Genomic DNA, 16180 nt, shown 5'->3' with positions numbered 1-16180 from the left:
CAAGCTCAGCGTGAACGGATCGAGGGCGTGCACATGTCGATGGAGCCGGGGTCGATGAGGCAGACGTCGATGACTGACTTACACGTCAGCGCGCTCCTCGGCCTCTGCCCGCCTGAACCGCCAGCCGGCGCTGGGCAGATCGCCGCCGGTGCTCTCGCGGGCCGCCGCCTCGTCGAAGCGCAGCTTGCCGGGGTTCATGAGGCCGTGCGGATCCATGGCCTGCTTGAAGGCGCGGTCCTCGGCGTCGACGGACTTCATGCCGCCCTCCTTCACCAGGAAGGTGTGGTTGTTGGCCACCATGGCGCCGTCCTCGGCCATGCCGCGCATGACCTCCGCGAGGTGTTCGTCGCCCTCGTAGCGAAAGAACGGCGAGCCCTGGAAGCTCAGCTTGCCGTCGAAGCGCTTGGCCTCGAAGTGCATGCCCAGCAGATGGCCGAAGCGGCGATGGCTGCGGCGGATGGCGCCCACCAGGTCCGGGTCGAGGTACAGGCCCACGTTGCTGACCACCTCGGGATGGTCGCGGTTCACATGCAGGCGGGTGTGGCCCCAGGCCAGCTCGTAGATCGGCACGCGGTACGGGCCCTGGCCCTCGGCCGCCACACTGGCGAGCTGGCCGCCGAATTCGGCCACCAGCGCCTCGAAGGCTTCCATGAAGGGCTCGGCGACCATGGCCAGCACCATGCCGTCGTTGTCCACGCCGCCCAGGTCCTTGAGCATGCGCATCATGCGCCAGATGGGGCCGCCCAGCACACTGACCAGCTTCTTGACGATGCCGTCGGAGGTGGAGAGCGCATGCGCGAATTCCACCGCCGTCATGAATTCGGGGAACACCACCACCGCCTCGCGCCAGGCCCAGGCCGGCGCCAGCGGCATCTCGATGGCGGTGATGATGCCGTTGCTGCCGTAGGCATGGTGCACGCGGTTGACCGCATCGCCGCGCAGCTGCACGGTGCGCGGCTCTTCTTCCACGCTCACCACTTCGAGGCCGAGGATGTTGCCGCGGTCGCGCAGGATGCCCCAGGCGCAGCTGCCCACACCGGCATGGCCGCCGCCGACGAAGCCACCCAGCGTGGCCACCCGTTTGGTGGAGGGATGGATGCGCAGCTCCCAGCCGCCGGGCCGTGTGGCCTCGTCGATGGCCGCCATGCGGGCGCCGGGCTCGGCGCGCACGCAGGCGCCCTCGGTGCCCAGCACGCGGTCGAGCGCGGTCATGTCGACCATCGCGCCACCGGCGAGCGGAATGCCCTGGCCGAAGTTGCAGGTGCCGGCGCCACGCATCACCAGCGGCATGCGGGTGCGCGCCGCAGCCGAGGCCACGCGCAGCACGTCCGCACGGTCACGCGGCTGTACCAGCACGTCGGCCACATGGCGCAGCGCGTCGTCCTTCATCACGGGGCTGAAGTTGGCCGTCATGTCGCGGCTCTTGCGCCGGACGACGTCGGGATCGGAAATGGCGGGCACATCGCCCAGCGCGGCCAGGAAGGCGGCGGTGTCATGCATGCGTGGCTTCTCCACAAACAGTCGGTTGAGGTTGTGGCGCCGTCGCTGCGGGGCGGTTCAAGTCGCCGATGGCCATCTGCGTGCGGATGCACGGATCTGGCGCACGGACCCTGGGCTGGACACGTCGTCAGGTCAATTCGAGCAAAGAGCGTGCCACTGCGTGCATATGCACGCAGTCCGCTTGCAGACACGGGCACCGCGGCTACATTGGCGAGGCCGCGACCGGAGGCGCGGCCCCATGGAACTCGAAGACCACATCTTCTTTCTCTGCACCCAGGTGGTGTACCGGCGCGACCGCGCCCTGCAGGACGTGCTGCGCCCCTACGACCTGCTGACCACCGAATGGAGAACATTGGGCACCCTGCACAGCCGCGGCCCCATCGCCATGCAGGAACTGGCGCAGTGGACGGCCTACGAGCGAACCCGGCTCACGCGCATGCTGCATGGCCTCGAAGAACGCGGGCTGGTGTCCCGGGGCGGTGCCGAGCACGACGGCCGGGCGGTGATGGTCAATATCTCGGCAAAGGGCCGGCGCCTCTACGCCCGGGCCGAGAAGGCGGTGAGCGCCCTCACCGACGAGATCCTCTCGGTCTGCGCGCCGGCCGAAGTGGAGCGCATGCGCGCTGCGCTCCAGGCCATGCGCGAGCGGCTGATCGACATGGGGTATTGATCCGCGGGCCCCGATACCCGTCGACCTGTCCGACACGGGTTGCGGCCTCTGGCCGATGGGGCCCGGCGCGCAGGAACCTAGGGTGAACCCTTCGTACTCCGACCCACACACGAAAGGAACACCCATGACCGACTCGCTCAAGGACCTCAAGGTCGCCGTCCTCGTTGCCGACGGTTTCGAACAGGTGGAAATGACAGAGCCTCGCAAGGCGCTGGACCAGGCGGGCGCGAAGACGCAGATCGTCTCGCCCATGAAGGGCCAGGTGCAGGGCTGGAATCACCACGACAAGGCCGACAAGTTCCCGGTCGATGTGGCGCTGGATGGCGTCAAGGCCGATGAATTCGACGCGCTGCTGCTGCCCGGGGGCGTGGTGAACCCCGACGCCCTGCGACTCGAGCCGAAGGCCATCGCACTGATCAAGGCCTTTGCCGACGCAGGAAAGCCCATCGCCGCCATCTGCCACGGCCCCTGGACGCTGATCGACGCTGGCGCCGTGAAGGGCAAGCAGATGACGTCCTGGCCGTCGTTGAAGAACGATCTGTCCAATGCGGGCGCGCGCTGGGTCGACCAGGAGGCCGTCGTCGACGGCCAACTGCTCACGAGCCGCAATCCCAAGGACATTCCGGCCTTCAACCGGGAGATGGTGAAGCTGTTCGCGGGCGCCACGGCGCACGCCTGAAGCCCAAGCGGAAAGGACTGGTTGCCGTTCGACGGGAATCATTTCCACCCCGTTCGCCCTGAGTAGCTCACCCGTTCGCCCTGAGCTTGTCGAAGGGCTAGGGTCCGCACGCGCCCCCGCTTCGACAGGTTCAGCCCGAACGGCCTGGGGCAAGCGGCGCACGATGGTGTTTCCGGGCGCCCTCCGGCCTCAGCAAGGCCGCCTGGCGAACATCGGGCGGCCTTTGTGCATTCATTCGTAGCTGCGCGCGTCCTCGATGACCTTGCCGTCGTTGGGCAGGCTGCCGGGCGGCTGAACGAATATGTCGCCGCGCAGCTTGGTCACCTCTCGGATGGCTGCCGCCAGTCGCTCCTGCAGCCCTTCGGACGCCTGGTTGCATTCCACCTTGAGCGTCATGCGGTCATCGCCCGTGGCGCCCTCCACCACCAGCCGTGCGCGACCGATCTCGGGAAAGCGCCGCGCGATCTCGGCCACCTGCCCCGGGTGCACGAACATGCCGCGGATCTTGGTGGTCTGGTCGGCCCGGCCCATCCAGCCTTTGATGCGTCGATTGGTTCGCCCCGTCGGACAGCGTCCGGCCATGACCGCCGACAGATCGCCCGTGCCGAAGCGCACCAACGGATAGTCGGTATTGAAGGTGGTCACCACCACCTCGCCCACCTCCCCATCTGGCACCGGGTCGCCGGTGCCCGGCCGGACGATCTCGACCAGCACGCCCTCGTCCACCACCAGGCCCTCGCGGGCCTGCGTCTCGTAGGCGATCAGGCCCAGATCTGCCGTGGCGTAGCACTGCAGGCCCTGCACCCCCAGGCCCGCGAGATGCGCGCGCAGACTCGGCGGAAAGGCCTCGCCCGAAACGAGTGCCTTGGTAAGCGAGGGCAGCCGCAGGCCCTTCTCGGCCGCCTTCTCCAGCAGGATCTTGAGAAAGCTGGGCGTGCCCGCATAGCCATCCGGGCGCAGGTCGGCCATCGCCTCAAGCTGCTGCTCGGTCTGGCCGGTGCCACCGGGGAAGACGCTGCAGCCCAGCGCATGGGCGCCGCTTTCCATCATGGCGCCTGCCGGCGTCATGTGGTAGCTGAAGCTGTTGTGCACCAGCTCGCCCGAACGGAAGCCGGCCGCGAAGAGCGCCCGCCCCACGCGCCAATGGTCGCCGTGCGCGCCCTGGGGCTCGTAGATGGGCCCGGGACTGGCAAAGACGCGCGGCATGGCCGGGCCACGCGCCACGGCGGAAAAGCCGCCGAAGGCGTCCTCCGCCCGCCCCGCCTGTTGCAGCGCGACCAACTCGCTTTTGCGCGTCACCGGCAGCCTGGCCAGCGCCGCGCGCGTGTCGACCGCCGAGGCATCCACGCCCTGCAGGATGCGACCGAAGGCGGGCGCTTTTTGCTGCGCGTGGCGGATCTGCGCGGGCAGCGCTGCCATCAGGGCGGCTTCGCGCGCCTGCGGCGAGCGGGTCTCGAGGTCGTCGTAGAAATCAGTCATGGCAAACAGCGCGGGTTCGATGGGCGTGGGGTTCCTCAGGCCAGCCAGCGCTTGCGGCGCTTGTAGCTCTTGACGTCGCGGAAGCTCTTGCGGTCGGCGCCGCCCATGCCGAGGTAGAACTCCTTCACGTCCTCGTTCTCGCGCAGGCTGTCGGCGGGCCCGTCCATCACGAGGCGCCCGCTTTCCATGATGTAGCCGTAGTTGGCGAAGCGCAGCGCCATGCGCGTGTTCTGCTCGGCCAGCAGGAAGGTCACGCGCTCCTTCTCGTTGAGGTCCTTCACGATGGCGAAGACCTCTTCCACGATCTGCGGCGCCAGGCCCATCGAGGGTTCGTCCAGCAGCACCATGCTGGGGTTGGCCATCAGCGCGCGACCGATGGCGCACATCTGCTGCTCGCCGCCGGAGGTGTAGGCCGCCTGGCTGGTGCGCCGTGTCTTGAGCCGCGGAAAGTAGGCATAGACCTTCTCCAGTGTCTCGGCCACCGCGGCCTTGCCGTCGGTGCGGGTGTAGGCGCCGGTCATCAGGTTGTCCTCGATGCTCAGGTGCGCGAAGCAGTGGCGCCCCTCCATCACCTGCACCAGCCCGCGCTTGACGAGCGCCGCCGGCGACAGCGCCTCGATGCGCTCGCCGCGCAGCGTGATGCTGCCCTTGGTCACCGCCCCGCGCTCGCCGGCCAAGAGGTTGGACACGGCGCGCAGCGTGGTCGTCTTGCCCGCGCCGTTGCCGCCCAGCAGCGCCACGATCCCGCCCTCCGGCACCTGCAACGAGACGCCCTTGAGCACCAGGATCACGTGGTTGTAGATGACCTCGATGCCATTGACGTCGAGGAGAGGATTGCCTTGGCTCATGAACTTCCTTCGGGCATCGGGACGTGGCGGCGATCACTGCGACCGCGCCGTCTCGCGTGTTGGCAGGCGCCCCTCCCGCCCGGCGGGAGGGGCTGGGGAGGGTGCCTCAGTGCCGGCGCGTGCGACGAGCACCGCAGTTTGTGGCGCCGTTCAGGCGCCACAATCAGCGGTGTCCCGGCGCGTCAGCTTCTTCTCCGCCGCGTACTTGTCCGCCGTCGTCTTGACCAGCGGCTTCAGGATGGCCTCGTCCGCCTGGTACCAGTCGGACATGCCGCCCCACTTGGCGCCGTCCCAGGTGTGCACGCGGGCCCAGCTGGAACCCATGTGGTCCTGGCAGCTGGTGCTGATGGGCCGCATCACGCCCGAGAAGCCCAGCGCGTCCAGCTTCTTCTGGTCGAGCGCCAGATTCTCCAGGCCCCAGCGCACCTGCTCGCCGGTCATGACCTTGCCCTTGCCGAAGCGCTCCTGCGCGCGCTTGACGGCCTCGACGGTCAGCATCTGGATGATCACGCCGCGGGTGTAGAGCACCGAGCCCACCTCGTCGCGCGGACCGGTGCCCTGGCCCTTGTCGTGCACGGTCTTGAGGATGTCCTGGATCACCTTGGGCTCGGTGCCAGAGGTGTTGAGCGCCAGCGCGTTGTAGCCCTTGGCATTGGCGCCCACGTCGCGCACATCGGGTTCGGCGCCGGCCCACCACACGCCGTACATCTTCTCGCGCGGATAGCCAGTGGCCACGGCCTCCTTGAGCGCGGTGGAGTTCATCACGCCCCAGCCCCACAGCAGCACGAAGTCGGGCCGCTGCTGGCGCACCTGCAACCAGGCCGACTTCTGCTCCACGCCCGGCGCCGTCACCGGGATCAGCGACAGGTCGAAGCCATGCAGCTTGGCGCGCTCCTGCAGCAGCGGGATCGGCTCCTTGCCGAAGGGCGAGTCGTGGTAGACCAGCGCGATCTTCTTGCCCTTGAGCTTGTCGAGCCCGCCTTCCTTCTTGCCCAGGTGCTGGATCAGGACGTCGGCCGCCGTCCAGTAGCTGCCCATGAGCGGGAAGTTCCACTTGAAGACATTGCCGTCCTGCGACGCGCCCAGGCCGTAGCCCAGCGTGATGAGCGGGATCTTGTCCTGCGGCACCTTGTCGGTCAGCGCGAAGGTGATGCCGGTGGCCTGCGGATCGAACACCGCCACGCCCGGACGGCCCTTGAGGCGCTCGTAGCATTCCACGCCCTTGTCGGTCGCGTAGCCCGTCTCGCATTCCTCGTACGCGATCTTCACGCCGTTGATGCCGCCCTGGGCATTGACCAGCTTGATGTAGTCCTGCTTGCCATTGGCCCAGGGCGTGCCGTTGGGCGCATAGGGCCCCGTGCGATAGACCAGCAGCGGGAAGAACTGCTCCTTGGCCTGCGCCAGGGCCTGGCCGGCCGTACCCGCAAGGGTGGCAACGGCCGCGGCGGCCAGGACGAGGGATTTCAGCTTCATGGTTGTCTCCTTCTGGTTGGGCATGAACGACGGGAACTCAGTGGGGAAAAGGCCAGAGCCGCAGCTTTTCCTTGAACGTGGACCACAGCCTTGCCAGGCCATGCGGCTCCACGATCAGGAAGAACACGATCAGCGCGCCGAAGATCATGAATTCGAGGTGCGAGGCCAGCGCCGTCGACATCGACAGGCCGAACCAGCCCGGCAGCTGGTTCAGGAAGATGGGCAGCAGCACGATGAAGGCCGCGCCGAAGAAGCTGCCCATGATCGAGCCCAGGCCGCCGATGATCACCATGAACAGCAGCTGGAAGGAGCGGTCGATGCTGAAGGCCGCCGGCTCCCAGGCGCCCAGATGCACGAAGCCCCATAGCGCGCCCGCCACGCCCACGATGAAGCTGCTGACCGCGAAGGCCGTGAGCTTGGCGTACACCGGGCGGATGCCGATGACGGCGGCGGCCACGTCCATGTCGCGCATGGCCATCCATTCGCGGCCGATGCTGCTGCGCGTGAGGTTCTTGGCCAGCAGCGCGAACACGCTGACGAAGGCCAGGCACAGCAGGTACTTCTGCGCCGGCGTCTCCACCGGCAGGCCGAACACGTTGAGCCCCGCCACGCTCACCGACCCCGAGGCCGAGTTGTTGGTGAACCACTGGATGCGCAGGAAGGCCCAGTCGGTGAAGAACTGCGCGGCCAGCGTGGCCACCGCCAGGTACAGGCCCTTGATGCGCAGGCTGGGTATGCCGAAGAGCACGCCCACGCCGGTGGCGCACAGCCCGCCCAGCAGCAGCGAAGCGATCAGCGGCATGCCTTCGATGCGCACATGGAAGTTGTAGGCCGCATAGGCGCCCACTGCCATGAACGCCCCGGTGCCCAGGGAGATCTGCCCGCAGTAGCCCACCAGGATGTTCAGCCCCAGCGCAGCCAGCGAGAGGATGAGGAAGGGCGTGAGGATGGCGCGCAGCCAGTATTCCGAAGCCAGCGCCGGCACCGCGGCGAAGGCGACCACCAGCAGCGCGAGGATGGCGACGCGGTCCTGCAGGATCGGAAAGATCTGCTGGTCGGCTCTGTAGCTCGACTTGAACTGTCCGTTCTCTCTGTACAGCATGGCAGTCCCTCAGACGCGGTCGATGATCTTTTCGCCGAAGAGTCCTTGCGGGCGAACGAGGAGGAAGACCAGGGCCAGTACATAGGCGAACCAGATCTCGATGCCGCCGCCCAGCAGCGGCCCGAGGTAGATCTCCGACAGCTTCTCGCCCACGCCGATGAGCAGGCCGCCGATGATGGCGCCGGGCACCGAGGTGAGGCCACCCAGGATCACCACCGGCAAGGCCTTGAGCGCCACCAGCGACAGCGAGAACTGCACGCCCAGCTTGGAACCCCAGATGATCCCTGCCACCAGCGCCGCGAAGCCGGCCACCGACCACACGATCACCCAGATGCGGTTGAGCGGGATGCCGATGGACTGCGCGGCCTGGTGGTCGTCGGCCACGGCGCGCAGCGCGCGGCCGGTGGAGGTCTTCTGGAAGAACAGGCTCAGCGCCAGCACCAGGGCGGCCGCCACCCCCGCGGCGATGAGGTCTTCCTTGCTGACCAGCAGGCCACCTTCGAAGGTGCCTTCGAACAGCATCATCGGGTCCTTGGGCATGCCGACGTCGATCTTGTAGATGTCGTTGCCGAACAGGGTCTGGCCCAGGCCGTCGAGGAAGTAGGTGATGCCCAGCGTGGCCATGAGCAGCGTGATGTGCTCCTGGTTGACCAGCTTCGACAGTGCCAGCCGCTCGATCAGCCAGGCCACGATCACCATCACGCCCATGGCGGCGACGAAGGCCAGCAGGTTGGCCAGCAGCAGGCTCTCGAAGCCCAGCAGCTTGGGGAACCATTCCGCGAAGCGCGCCATGGCCAGCGCCGCGAACAGCACCATGGCGCCCTGCGCGAAGTTGAAGACGCCGCTGGCCTTGTAGATGAGCACGAAGCCCAGCGCGATCAGCGAATACAGCATGCCCACCATCAGGCCGCCGAAGAGGGTTTCGAGGAAGAATCCCATGTCAGTGCTCCGCACCCAGGTAGGCCCGGATCACTTCCGGGTTGTTGCGCACCTCGTCGGGCGTGCCGTCGCCGATCTTCTTGCCGTAGTCCAGCACCACGACGCGGTCGCTGATGTCCATCACCACGCCCATGTCGTGCTCGATCAGCACGATGGTGGTGCCGAACTCGTCGTTCACGTCCAGGATGAAGCGGCTCATGTCCTGCTTCTCCTCGACGTTCATGCCGGCCATGGGCTCGTCCAGCAGCAGCACCTGCGGCTCCATGGCCAGGGCGCGGCCCAGGTCCACGCGCTTCTGCAGGCCGTAGGGCAGCCGGCCCACCGGTGTCTTGCGCCAGGCCTGGATCTCCAGGAAGTCGATGATGCGTTCGACGAACTCGCGATGGCGGATCTCCTCGCGCTCGGCGGGGCCGAGGCGGAAAGCCTGCGCCAGCAGGCCGCACTTCATCTTGAGGTTGCGGCCCGTCATGATGTTGTCCAGCACGCTCATGCCCTTGAACAGGGCCAGGTTCTGGAAGGTGCGGGCCACGCCCATCTCGGCCACCTGGCGCGAGTTCATGTGACGGAAGGTCTGGCCGCGGAAGGTGATCTGCCCTTCCTGCGGCTGGTAGACGCCGTTGATGCAGTTGAGCATCGAGCTCTTGCCGGCACCGTTGGGCCCGATGATCGAGCGCACCTCGTGCTCGCGCACGTCGAAGCTGATGTCGGTGAGCGCCTTGACGCCGCCGAAGCGCAGGGTGATGTTCTGCACGTCGAGGATCACGTCCCCGATGCGGCGCCCGGTGACGGGTGCGCTGGCGGCCATGGCCAGCTCCTGGGCGGTGGTGGCGTTCATAGAGGACCTTCGGTGCAAGCGCCGCTTCGGACGGAGGCACGGGCGTTCATGCGGCAGCCTTCACGGGCGGGAAGCAGCGCGCTTCCACGATCTTGAGCGTGGCGCTCACGCTGCCGGTGCGGCCGTCCTCGAACTTGACCTGCGTCTCGATGAACTGCTCGGTCTTGCCGGCGTAGAGCGCCTCGACCAGCACGGCGTACTTGTCGGCGATGAAGCCGCGGCGGACCTTGCGGGTGCGGGTGAGCTCGTCGTCGTCCGGATCCAGCTCCTTGTGCAGCACCAGGAAGCGGGCGATCTGCGTGGCTTCCATGCCCTCTTCCGCGGCCAGGTCCGCGTTGACCTGCTCGATGCACTCGCGCACCAGTTGCAGCACCTCGGCCTTGCCCGCTAGGTCCACATAGCCGCCGTAGGGCAGCGCGCGGCGCTCGGCCCAGTTGCCCACGGCCTCGTAGTCGATGTTGATGAAGGCGCAGACCTCCTCGCGCGCATGGCCAAAGCACACGGCCTCCTTGATCTGCGGGAAGAACTTGAGCTTGTTCTCGATGTAGTTGGGCGCAAACATGGCGCCGGCTGCCATGCGCCCGACGTCCTTGGCGCGGTCGATGATGCGCAGGTGGCCCTCGTGGTCGATCACGCCGGCGTCGCCGGTGTGGAAGTAGCCGTCGGCGTCCAGCACCTCGGCGGTGGCGTCGGGGCGCTTGTAGTACTCCTTGAGCACCGACACGCCGCGCACCAGCACCTCGCCGCTGTCGGCGATCTTGAGCTCCATGCCCGGCGCGGCCGTGCCCACGCTGGTGAGCTTGACGTCGCCGTCGCGCTGCAGGCACACATAGGCGCAGGTCTCGGTCTGGCCATAGAACTGCTTGAGGTTGACGCCGATGGAGCGGTAGAAGCGGAACAGGTCGGGCCCGATGGCCGCGCCCGCGGTGTAGGCCACGCGGATGCGGCTCATGCCCAGCACATTGCGCAACGGGCCGTAGACCATCAGGTTGCCCAGGCCGTACATCAGCCGGTCGGCAAAGCCCACCGGCCGGCCGGCCAGGATGTCGGCGCCCACGCGGCGGGCCAGGGCCATGAACTTCGCGTACATCCAGCGCTTGGGGGCTGCGGCATCTTCCATTCGGATCGACACCGCCGTGAGCAGGCCTTCGAAGGTGCGCGGCGGGCCGAAGTAGTAGCTCGGCCCGATCTCGCGCATGTCGTTCATCACCGTGGCGGCGGACTCGGGGCAGTTGAGCGTGAAGCCACCCACCAGCCACTGCGCCACCGAGAACAGGTGGTCGCCCACCCAGGCCATGGGCAGGTAGCTCATGATGTCGTCGCCCGGGCCCAGGCGGTCGGTCTCGACGCCGCCGCGGCCCGCGGACATGAAGCTGGCGTGCGTCTGGCACACGCCCTTGGGCCGGCCGGTGGTGCCCGAGGTGTAGAGGATCACGGCCACGTCGTCGGGCTGGCCGGCGGCCACGGCCCGGTCGAAGAAGCCGGGCGTGGCGGCATCGAAGGCCCGGCCCAGCGCGCGCAGCTGCTCGTAGCTCATCAGGCCGGGCTGGTCGTAGTGACGCAGGCCACGCGGGTCGTCGTAGACGATGGTGCGCAGGCCGGCACTGCCCGGGTTGGCCGCCTGCTGCAACTCGCGGCATTCGAGCAGCTTGTCCACCTGTTCCTGGTCCTCGGCAAAGACGAACTCGATACCGGCGTCGTCCAGCATGAACACCATCTCGGCCGCAGCCGCGTCCTGGTAGAGCGGCACCGGCACGCCGCCCACGCTCTGCGCCGCCACCACCGCGAAGTACAGGTGCGGCCGGTTGGCGCCCACGATGGCCAGGTTGGCCCCGGCCGCGAAGCCCAGGCTGGCCAGGCCGCAGGCCAGCTCGCGCACTTCGGTCGCGGCCTGCGACCAGTTCCAGGTCTGCCAGATGCCCAGATCCTTCTCGCGCACGGCGGGCGCATCCGGACGCTGGCGCGCATGCGCCGTCAGCAGGCGGGGAAAGGTGTTGGCTTGAGGTTCCACGCCGCGCAATTTAGGCGCCACTTTGACGCCGTGGTGTCGTTGTGACGACAATCCTAGGGACTCCACTCTCGGGACTTTCCCCATGGGCGAACGAAGCCAACGCAACGCCAAGGCCACTGTCCGTGGGATCCGCGACCGTGTGCGCCCCGCCACCGAGGCCGAGCTGCAGGCGATTCCCTGGCTCGACGCGCTGGCACCCGCAGAGCGCCGCCGGGCCGAGGCCGCGCTGGTGGTGGGCGAGGCCGAGGTCGGCGATCAAGTCTGCCGCGTGGGCCGCGCCCCCACCTACTGGTTCGGCGTGATCGAGGGCCTGCTCAAGATGAGCAACGACCGCGCAGACGGCAGCCAGGTCACCTACAGCGGCCTGTCGCCGGGCGGCTGGTTCGGCGAAGGCACGGCCATCAAGCGCGAGCCCTACCGCTACAACGTGAGCGCGCTGCGGCGCAGCGTGGTGGCCGGGCTGCCGCTGGACAGCTTCCACTGGCTGCTGGACCACTCCATCGGCTTCAACCGCTTCGTCATGAACCAACTCAACGAGCGGCTGGGCCAGTTCATCGCGGCGGTGGAGATCGACCGCCTGAACAACACCGATGCCCGCGTGGCCCGCAACCTGGCGGCGCTGTTCAACCCGGTGCTGTTCCCGCGGGTGGGCGAGATGCTGCGCATCACGCAGCAGGAGCTGGCCTATCTAGTGGGTCTGTCGCGCCAGCGAGTCAACGAGTCGCTGATGGCGCTCTCCTCACAAGGTGTCATACAGGTGGAGTACGGTGGGCTGCGGGTGCTCGACCTGCCTGCGCTGCGGCAGGGCGGACGCGCCCCCCAGGGACGGCGCACGGCGCGCCGCCAGAACACCGAACCATGACTCCTCAGCAACCCGGCAAGCTTCTCATCCTCAGCGTCAGCGCAGGCAACGGCCATGTCCGTGCCGCGCAGGCCCTCGCGGCCACGGCGCAACTGCACTGGCCCGGCTGGCAATGCGTGCACATCGATGCGATGGCGCATGTGGCAGCGGGCTTCCGCAAGGTCTACACCGACTGGTACATCAAGCTCGTCAACCGCGCGCCCGACGTGTGGTCGTACCTGCACGGCAAGGCCGACGCCACGCCGCACAGCGCCGCCTCGCAGCGCCTGCGCCGCGGCATCGAGCGGCTGAGCGCGCGCGAGCTGCTGCGCCAGATCGCCCGCGAGCGGCCCGATGCCATCGTCTGCACCCACTTCCTGCCGGCGGAGCTGCTGGCGCGCGAGCAGCAGCGCGCGCGCCTTCCGGCCTCGCTGTGGCTGCAGGTGACCGACTACGACCTGCACAACATGTGGATCGTGCCGGGCATGGCCGGCTACTTCGCGGCCAATGAAGAGGTGGCCTTCCGCATGCGCGCTCGCGGCCTGCCGGCGGCGCGCATCCATGTCACGGGCATCCCCGTGATGCCCGCCTTCGACGTGGCCACGGCCGAGCGCGACGCGGCCGTGCGCAGCCTGGGCCTGGACACCGCGCGCGGCGTGGTGCTGATGGTCTCGGGCGGCGCAGGCGTGGGCGACCTGCCCAGCATGGCGCGGCGCGTGCTCGCGCTGCCGGGACAGGACTTCCAGCTTGTCGCCGTGGCCGGCCGCAATGCCGAGGCCCATGCGCAATTGCAGGCGCTGGCCGCGCAGCACGCCGGCCGGTTGCTGCCCATCGGCTTCACCACCGAGATGGACCGGCTGATGACCGCCGCTGACCTGGTGGTCACCAAGCCCGGCGGCCTCACCATTTCCGAATGCATGGCGCTGGGCCGGCCGATGCTGCTGACCTCGCCCATCCCGGGACAGGAGGAGCACAACGCCATCCACCTGCTGGAGGAAGGCGCCGCCTGGCTCACCGACGACGCCATCGGGCTGGACTACAAGATCGCGCGCCTGATGGCCGATGCGCCCCGCCTGCGCGCCATGGCCGAACGCAGCCGCGCGCTGGGCAAGCCGGGCGCCGCCCGCGCCGTGCTGATGCAAGTGATCGAAGGAGCCGGCCGATGAGCGCGGGCCTGCGCCGCGTGCTCGGCTACTACGCCTGGGCGCTGCTGATGGGCTTCTTCTTCGCCAATGCCGAGATCCAGATCGAAGGCGGTGCGGGCTGGGCCACCTCGCTGCCCACCTGGCGCATCGAGCACCACTGGCTGCTCGACATCTTCTGGGGCGGACGTGCCATGACCGGCTACCACGCCTGGGTGTTCAGCTTCATGCTGCTGGTCTTCTTCATGCCGCTGGCCTTCAACGGCCGCTGGCGCTGGAGCGACTTCGTGCTGGCCCTGGGCGGCCTGGCCACCTTCTGGGTCAGCGAGGACTGCCTGTGGTTCGTGGTCAACCCGGCGTATGGCTGGGCAAGGCTCGACCCGGTGCATGCGCACTGGCATCCGCACTGGCTGCTGGGCTTGCCGGTGGACTACTGGTGGGGCGCGGCGCTGGCGATGGGCATGGGTGTGCTGCACCTGAGGCTGGCCGGCAGGGGGCGCTGAGCAGGAGTCCTCCACCATTGCGGGAGAGGGAGAAACGGCGGCGACTGATCCGCGCCTGACGACAGGGCCGGCCCGCGGCAATACCGCCCGCATAATCCGCCGCCATGCCAGTGCCGCCCTCCGTGGCCGATGCCGACGCCGCCCCGCACCAAGCGCCCGCACGACCCGAATCCCTCGCCGACCTCTTCCTCTCCTTCACCATCCTCGCGCTGCAGGGCTTCGGCGGCGTGCTGGCCGTGGTGCAGCGCGAACTGGTGGAGCGCAAGCGCTGGCTCACCAAGGAGCAGTTCATCGAGGACTGGGCCGTGGCCCAGGTGCTGCCCGGTCCCAACGTCATTAACCTGGCGCTGATGCTGGGCGACCGGCACTTCGGCCTGCGTGGCGCACTGGCCGGGCTGGCCGGCATGCTGGTGCTGCCGCTGGCGGTGATCCTCGTGCTGGCCGTTCTGCATGCCCACTATGCCAACGACCCGCGCGTGGCCGGTGCGCTGCGCGGCATGAGCAGCGTGGCCGGCGGCGTCATCGCCGCCACGGGCGTCAAGCTGATTCCTTCGCTGCGTGCGCATCCGCTTGGCTTCGCGGCCGGCGTGGGCATCGCGGCGCTGGTGTTCGTGCTGATCGCGCTGGTGCGCGTGCCGCTGGGCTGGGTGCTGCTGATCGTGGGCGGCGGTGCCTGCGTGTGGACCTTCACGCGGCTGCGGCCCTGAGGCAAGGCGACCATGAGCATCACCCTGCACTGGCACGACTGGCTGAGCCTGCTCGGCCAATACATGCTGCTGTCGCTGATGGCGGTGAGCGGCGCCATCACCACCCTGCCCGACATGCAGCGCTACCTGGTGGCGCAGAAGGGCTGGCTGGACCCGATGCAGTTCAACGCCTCGGTCGCCATCGCCCAGGCCGCGCCTGGGCCCAACATCCTGTTCGTGGCGCTGATGGGCTGGAACGTGGGCCTGAACGCCGGCGGCGGCATCGGGGCCGGCCCGCATGCCTGGCTGCTCGGCCTGCTGGGCGTGGCCACCACCATGACCGGCATCATGCTGCCCAGCAGCGTGCTCACCCTGCTGGCCACGCGCTGGGCGCACCGCAATCGCACGCACCGTGGCGTGCGGGCCTTCAAGCAGGGCCTGGCGCCGGTGGCCGTCGGGCTGCTGGTGGCCACAGGCTGGGTTCTGGCGCGCAGCAACGAGGTCGCGGGCCATGCGCGCTGGCCGGTCTGGCTGCTGGCCGGCGTGGCCGGGCTGATCGTCTGGCGCACGCGGGTCCACCTGCTGTGGCTGCTGGGGGCCGGCGCGGTGCTGGGGGTGCTGGGCCTGGTGTGAGGGGACAATGGCGCCCCGTCCACCGCCGCCCTTCGCTGCCTGCCCGATGACCGACCAGCCCGACCCGATCCGACTCAACAAGCGCATGGCCGACCTGGGCCTGTGCTCGCGGCGCGAGGCCGATGCGTGGATCGAACGCGGCTGGGTCAAGGTCAACGGCCAGGTCGCGGCCATGGGCGTCAAGGTGGGGCCGACGGATCGCATCGAGGTCGACAAGCGCGCCCAGGGCCAGCAGGAGCAGCGCGTGACCATCCTGCTGCACAAGCCCGTGGGCTATGTCAGCGGTCAGGCCGAGGACGGCCACCAGCCCGCCGTCACCCTGGTGCAGCCGCGCAACCACTGGCGCGGCGACGGCAGCCGCCAGCGCTTCGCGCCCGAGCAGCTGCGCGGTCTGGCGCCCGCCGGCCGGCTGGACATCGACTCCGTCGGCCTGCTGGTGCTGACGCAGGACGGCCGCGTCGCCCGCCAGCTGATCGGCGAGGACTCGGACATCGAGAAGGAATACCTCGTGCGCGTGAGCTGGCCCATGGGCGGCCAGGAGCGCACGATCGACGTGCAGTCGGTTTTTCCGCGCGAGCAGATCGCGCGCCTGCGCCAAGGCCTGTCGCTCGACGGCCAGCCGCTGAAGCCGGCGCGCGTGGACTGGCAGAACCCCGAGCAGCTGCGCTTCGTGCTCAAGGAAGGCAAGAAGCGCCAGATCCGCCGCATGTGCGAGGCCGTGGGCCTGCGCGTGGTGGGCCTCAAGCGCATCCGCATCGGCAATGTGGTGCTGGGGCAGCTGCCGCAGGGGCAGTGGCGCTACCTGGGGGCGGACGAGCGGTTCTGAGCGGCCAGCAGAA

General features: G+C 68.6%; 16 protein-coding genes. 8 read left to right on the top strand and 8 right to left on the bottom strand.

Annotation, left to right across the window (positions count from 1 at the left end; genetic code table 11):
• Positions 1–78: 78 nt before the first annotated feature.
• Positions 79–1500 carry an FAD-binding oxidoreductase gene (locus tag QZ772_RS09705; protein ID WP_295525265.1) on the bottom strand — a complete coding sequence of 474 codons (1422 nt, stop codon included), beginning with the start codon at positions 1498–1500 and terminating at the stop codon, positions 79–81.
• A gap of 238 nt (positions 1501–1738) precedes the next feature.
• Here QZ772_RS09705 and QZ772_RS09700 point away from each other — a divergent pair, with 238 nt between their 5' ends.
• Positions 1739–2170: a MarR family transcriptional regulator gene (locus tag QZ772_RS09700; RefSeq protein ID WP_295525262.1), complete on the top strand. Its 432-nt coding sequence runs from the start codon at positions 1739–1741 to the stop codon at positions 2168–2170.
• A 124-nt stretch (positions 2171–2294) separates the two neighbouring features.
• The gene (locus tag QZ772_RS09695; RefSeq protein ID WP_295525260.1) at positions 2295–2849 is read left to right on the top strand and encodes a type 1 glutamine amidotransferase domain-containing protein; all 555 of its coding nucleotides are present in this window, start codon (positions 2295–2297) and stop codon (positions 2847–2849) included.
• 231 nt (positions 2850–3080) lie between these two features.
• Here the strand turns inward: QZ772_RS09695 and QZ772_RS09690 are convergent, their stop codons facing one another.
• From QZ772_RS09690 to QZ772_RS09660, 7 genes are all read right to left on the bottom strand, one after another.
• Positions 3081–4328, bottom strand: coding sequence for an AMP-binding protein (locus QZ772_RS09690; protein ID WP_295525257.1), 1248 nt, complete (start codon positions 4326–4328; stop codon positions 3081–3083).
• A gap of 35 nt (positions 4329–4363) precedes the next feature.
• Complete coding sequence (locus QZ772_RS09685; RefSeq protein WP_295525255.1) at positions 4364–5176, bottom strand: ABC transporter ATP-binding protein; 813 nt, start codon at positions 5174–5176, stop codon at positions 4364–4366.
• Between the two features lie 150 nt (positions 5177–5326).
• Positions 5327–6649 carry an ABC transporter substrate-binding protein gene (locus QZ772_RS09680; protein WP_295525252.1) on the bottom strand — a complete coding sequence of 441 codons (1323 nt, stop codon included), beginning with the start codon at positions 6647–6649 and terminating at the stop codon, positions 5327–5329.
• A gap of 37 nt (positions 6650–6686) precedes the next feature.
• Complete coding sequence (locus QZ772_RS09675) at positions 6687–7751, bottom strand: branched-chain amino acid ABC transporter permease (RefSeq protein WP_294367736.1); 1065 nt, start codon at positions 7749–7751, stop codon at positions 6687–6689.
• Positions 7752–7760: 9 nt separating this feature from the next.
• On the bottom strand, positions 7761–8690 hold the full coding sequence (locus tag QZ772_RS09670; RefSeq protein WP_295525248.1) for a branched-chain amino acid ABC transporter permease: 930 nt from the start codon (positions 8688–8690) through the stop codon (positions 7761–7763).
• 1 nt (position 8691) lies between these two features.
• Complete coding sequence (locus QZ772_RS09665; RefSeq protein WP_234193236.1) at positions 8692–9525, bottom strand: ABC transporter ATP-binding protein; 834 nt, start codon at positions 9523–9525, stop codon at positions 8692–8694.
• Positions 9526–9571: 46 nt separating this feature from the next.
• On the bottom strand, positions 9572–11536 hold the full coding sequence (locus tag QZ772_RS09660; protein ID WP_295525243.1) for an AMP-binding protein: 1965 nt from the start codon (positions 11534–11536) through the stop codon (positions 9572–9574).
• An 82-nt stretch (positions 11537–11618) separates the two neighbouring features.
• Here QZ772_RS09660 and QZ772_RS09655 point away from each other — a divergent pair, with 82 nt between their 5' ends.
• From QZ772_RS09655 to QZ772_RS09630, 6 genes are all read left to right on the top strand, one after another.
• On the top strand, positions 11619–12398 hold the full coding sequence (locus QZ772_RS09655) for a Crp/Fnr family transcriptional regulator (RefSeq protein WP_295525241.1): 780 nt from the start codon (positions 11619–11621) through the stop codon (positions 12396–12398).
• Entirely contained in the window at positions 12395–13543 is a 1149-nt protein-coding gene (locus QZ772_RS09650) for a glycosyltransferase (RefSeq protein ID WP_295525239.1), read from the top strand. The genes QZ772_RS09655 and QZ772_RS09650 overlap by 4 nt, the downstream gene beginning before the upstream one ends.
• Entirely contained in the window at positions 13540–14022 is a 483-nt protein-coding gene (locus tag QZ772_RS09645; RefSeq protein WP_295525238.1) for a hypothetical protein, read from the top strand. Before QZ772_RS09650 ends, QZ772_RS09645 begins: the two co-directional genes overlap by 4 nt.
• Before the next feature lie 104 nt (positions 14023–14126).
• Positions 14127–14729, top strand: coding sequence for a chromate transporter (locus QZ772_RS09640; RefSeq protein ID WP_295525236.1), 603 nt, complete (start codon positions 14127–14129; stop codon positions 14727–14729).
• A gap of 12 nt (positions 14730–14741) precedes the next feature.
• The gene (locus QZ772_RS09635) at positions 14742–15341 is read left to right on the top strand and encodes a chromate transporter (protein ID WP_295525234.1); all 600 of its coding nucleotides are present in this window, start codon (positions 14742–14744) and stop codon (positions 15339–15341) included.
• 46 nt (positions 15342–15387) lie between these two features.
• Positions 15388–16167, top strand: coding sequence for a pseudouridine synthase (locus QZ772_RS09630; protein WP_295525232.1), 780 nt, complete (start codon positions 15388–15390; stop codon positions 16165–16167).
• Positions 16168–16180: the final 13 nt, after the last annotated feature.

It is taken from the genome of uncultured Pseudacidovorax sp. (assembly GCF_913773995.1).
GTDB lineage: Bacteria > Pseudomonadota > Gammaproteobacteria > Burkholderiales > Burkholderiaceae_C > Xenophilus.
This window is presented reverse-complemented; position numbering and strand designations above follow the sequence as displayed.

Excerpts from the sequence above, each read along its gene's own strand:
- QZ772_RS09685 (WP_295525255.1), bottom strand. The coding sequence starts at position 5,176 with ATGAGCCAAGGCAATCCTCTCCTCGACGTCAATGGCATCGAGGTCATC.
- QZ772_RS09665 (WP_234193236.1), bottom strand. The coding sequence starts at position 9,525 with ATGAACGCCACCACCGCCCAGGAGCTGGCCATGGCCGCCAGCGCACCC.
- QZ772_RS09690 (WP_295525257.1), bottom strand. The coding sequence starts at position 4,328 with ATGACTGATTTCTACGACGACCTCGAGACCCGCTCGCCGCAGGCGCGC.
- QZ772_RS09635 (WP_295525234.1), top strand. The coding sequence starts at position 14,742 with ATGAGCATCACCCTGCACTGGCACGACTGGCTGAGCCTGCTCGGCCAA.
- QZ772_RS09700 (WP_295525262.1), top strand. The coding sequence starts at position 1,739 with ATGGAACTCGAAGACCACATCTTCTTTCTCTGCACCCAGGTGGTGTAC.
- QZ772_RS09680 (WP_295525252.1), bottom strand. The coding sequence starts at position 6,649 with ATGAAGCTGAAATCCCTCGTCCTGGCCGCCGCGGCCGTTGCCACCCTT.
- QZ772_RS09630 (WP_295525232.1), top strand. The coding sequence starts at position 15,388 with ATGACCGACCAGCCCGACCCGATCCGACTCAACAAGCGCATGGCCGAC.
- QZ772_RS09705 (WP_295525265.1), bottom strand. The coding sequence starts at position 1,500 with ATGCATGACACCGCCGCCTTCCTGGCCGCGCTGGGCGATGTGCCCGCC.
- QZ772_RS09655 (WP_295525241.1), top strand. The coding sequence starts at position 11,619 with ATGGGCGAACGAAGCCAACGCAACGCCAAGGCCACTGTCCGTGGGATC.
- QZ772_RS09670 (WP_295525248.1), bottom strand. The coding sequence starts at position 8,690 with ATGGGATTCTTCCTCGAAACCCTCTTCGGCGGCCTGATGGTGGGCATG.
- QZ772_RS09645 (WP_295525238.1), top strand. The coding sequence starts at position 13,540 with ATGAGCGCGGGCCTGCGCCGCGTGCTCGGCTACTACGCCTGGGCGCTG.
- QZ772_RS09695 (WP_295525260.1), top strand. The coding sequence starts at position 2,295 with ATGACCGACTCGCTCAAGGACCTCAAGGTCGCCGTCCTCGTTGCCGAC.
- QZ772_RS09640 (WP_295525236.1), top strand. The coding sequence starts at position 14,127 with ATGCCAGTGCCGCCCTCCGTGGCCGATGCCGACGCCGCCCCGCACCAA.
- QZ772_RS09650 (WP_295525239.1), top strand. The coding sequence starts at position 12,395 with ATGACTCCTCAGCAACCCGGCAAGCTTCTCATCCTCAGCGTCAGCGCA.
- QZ772_RS09675 (WP_294367736.1), bottom strand. The coding sequence starts at position 7,751 with ATGCTGTACAGAGAGAACGGACAGTTCAAGTCGAGCTACAGAGCCGAC.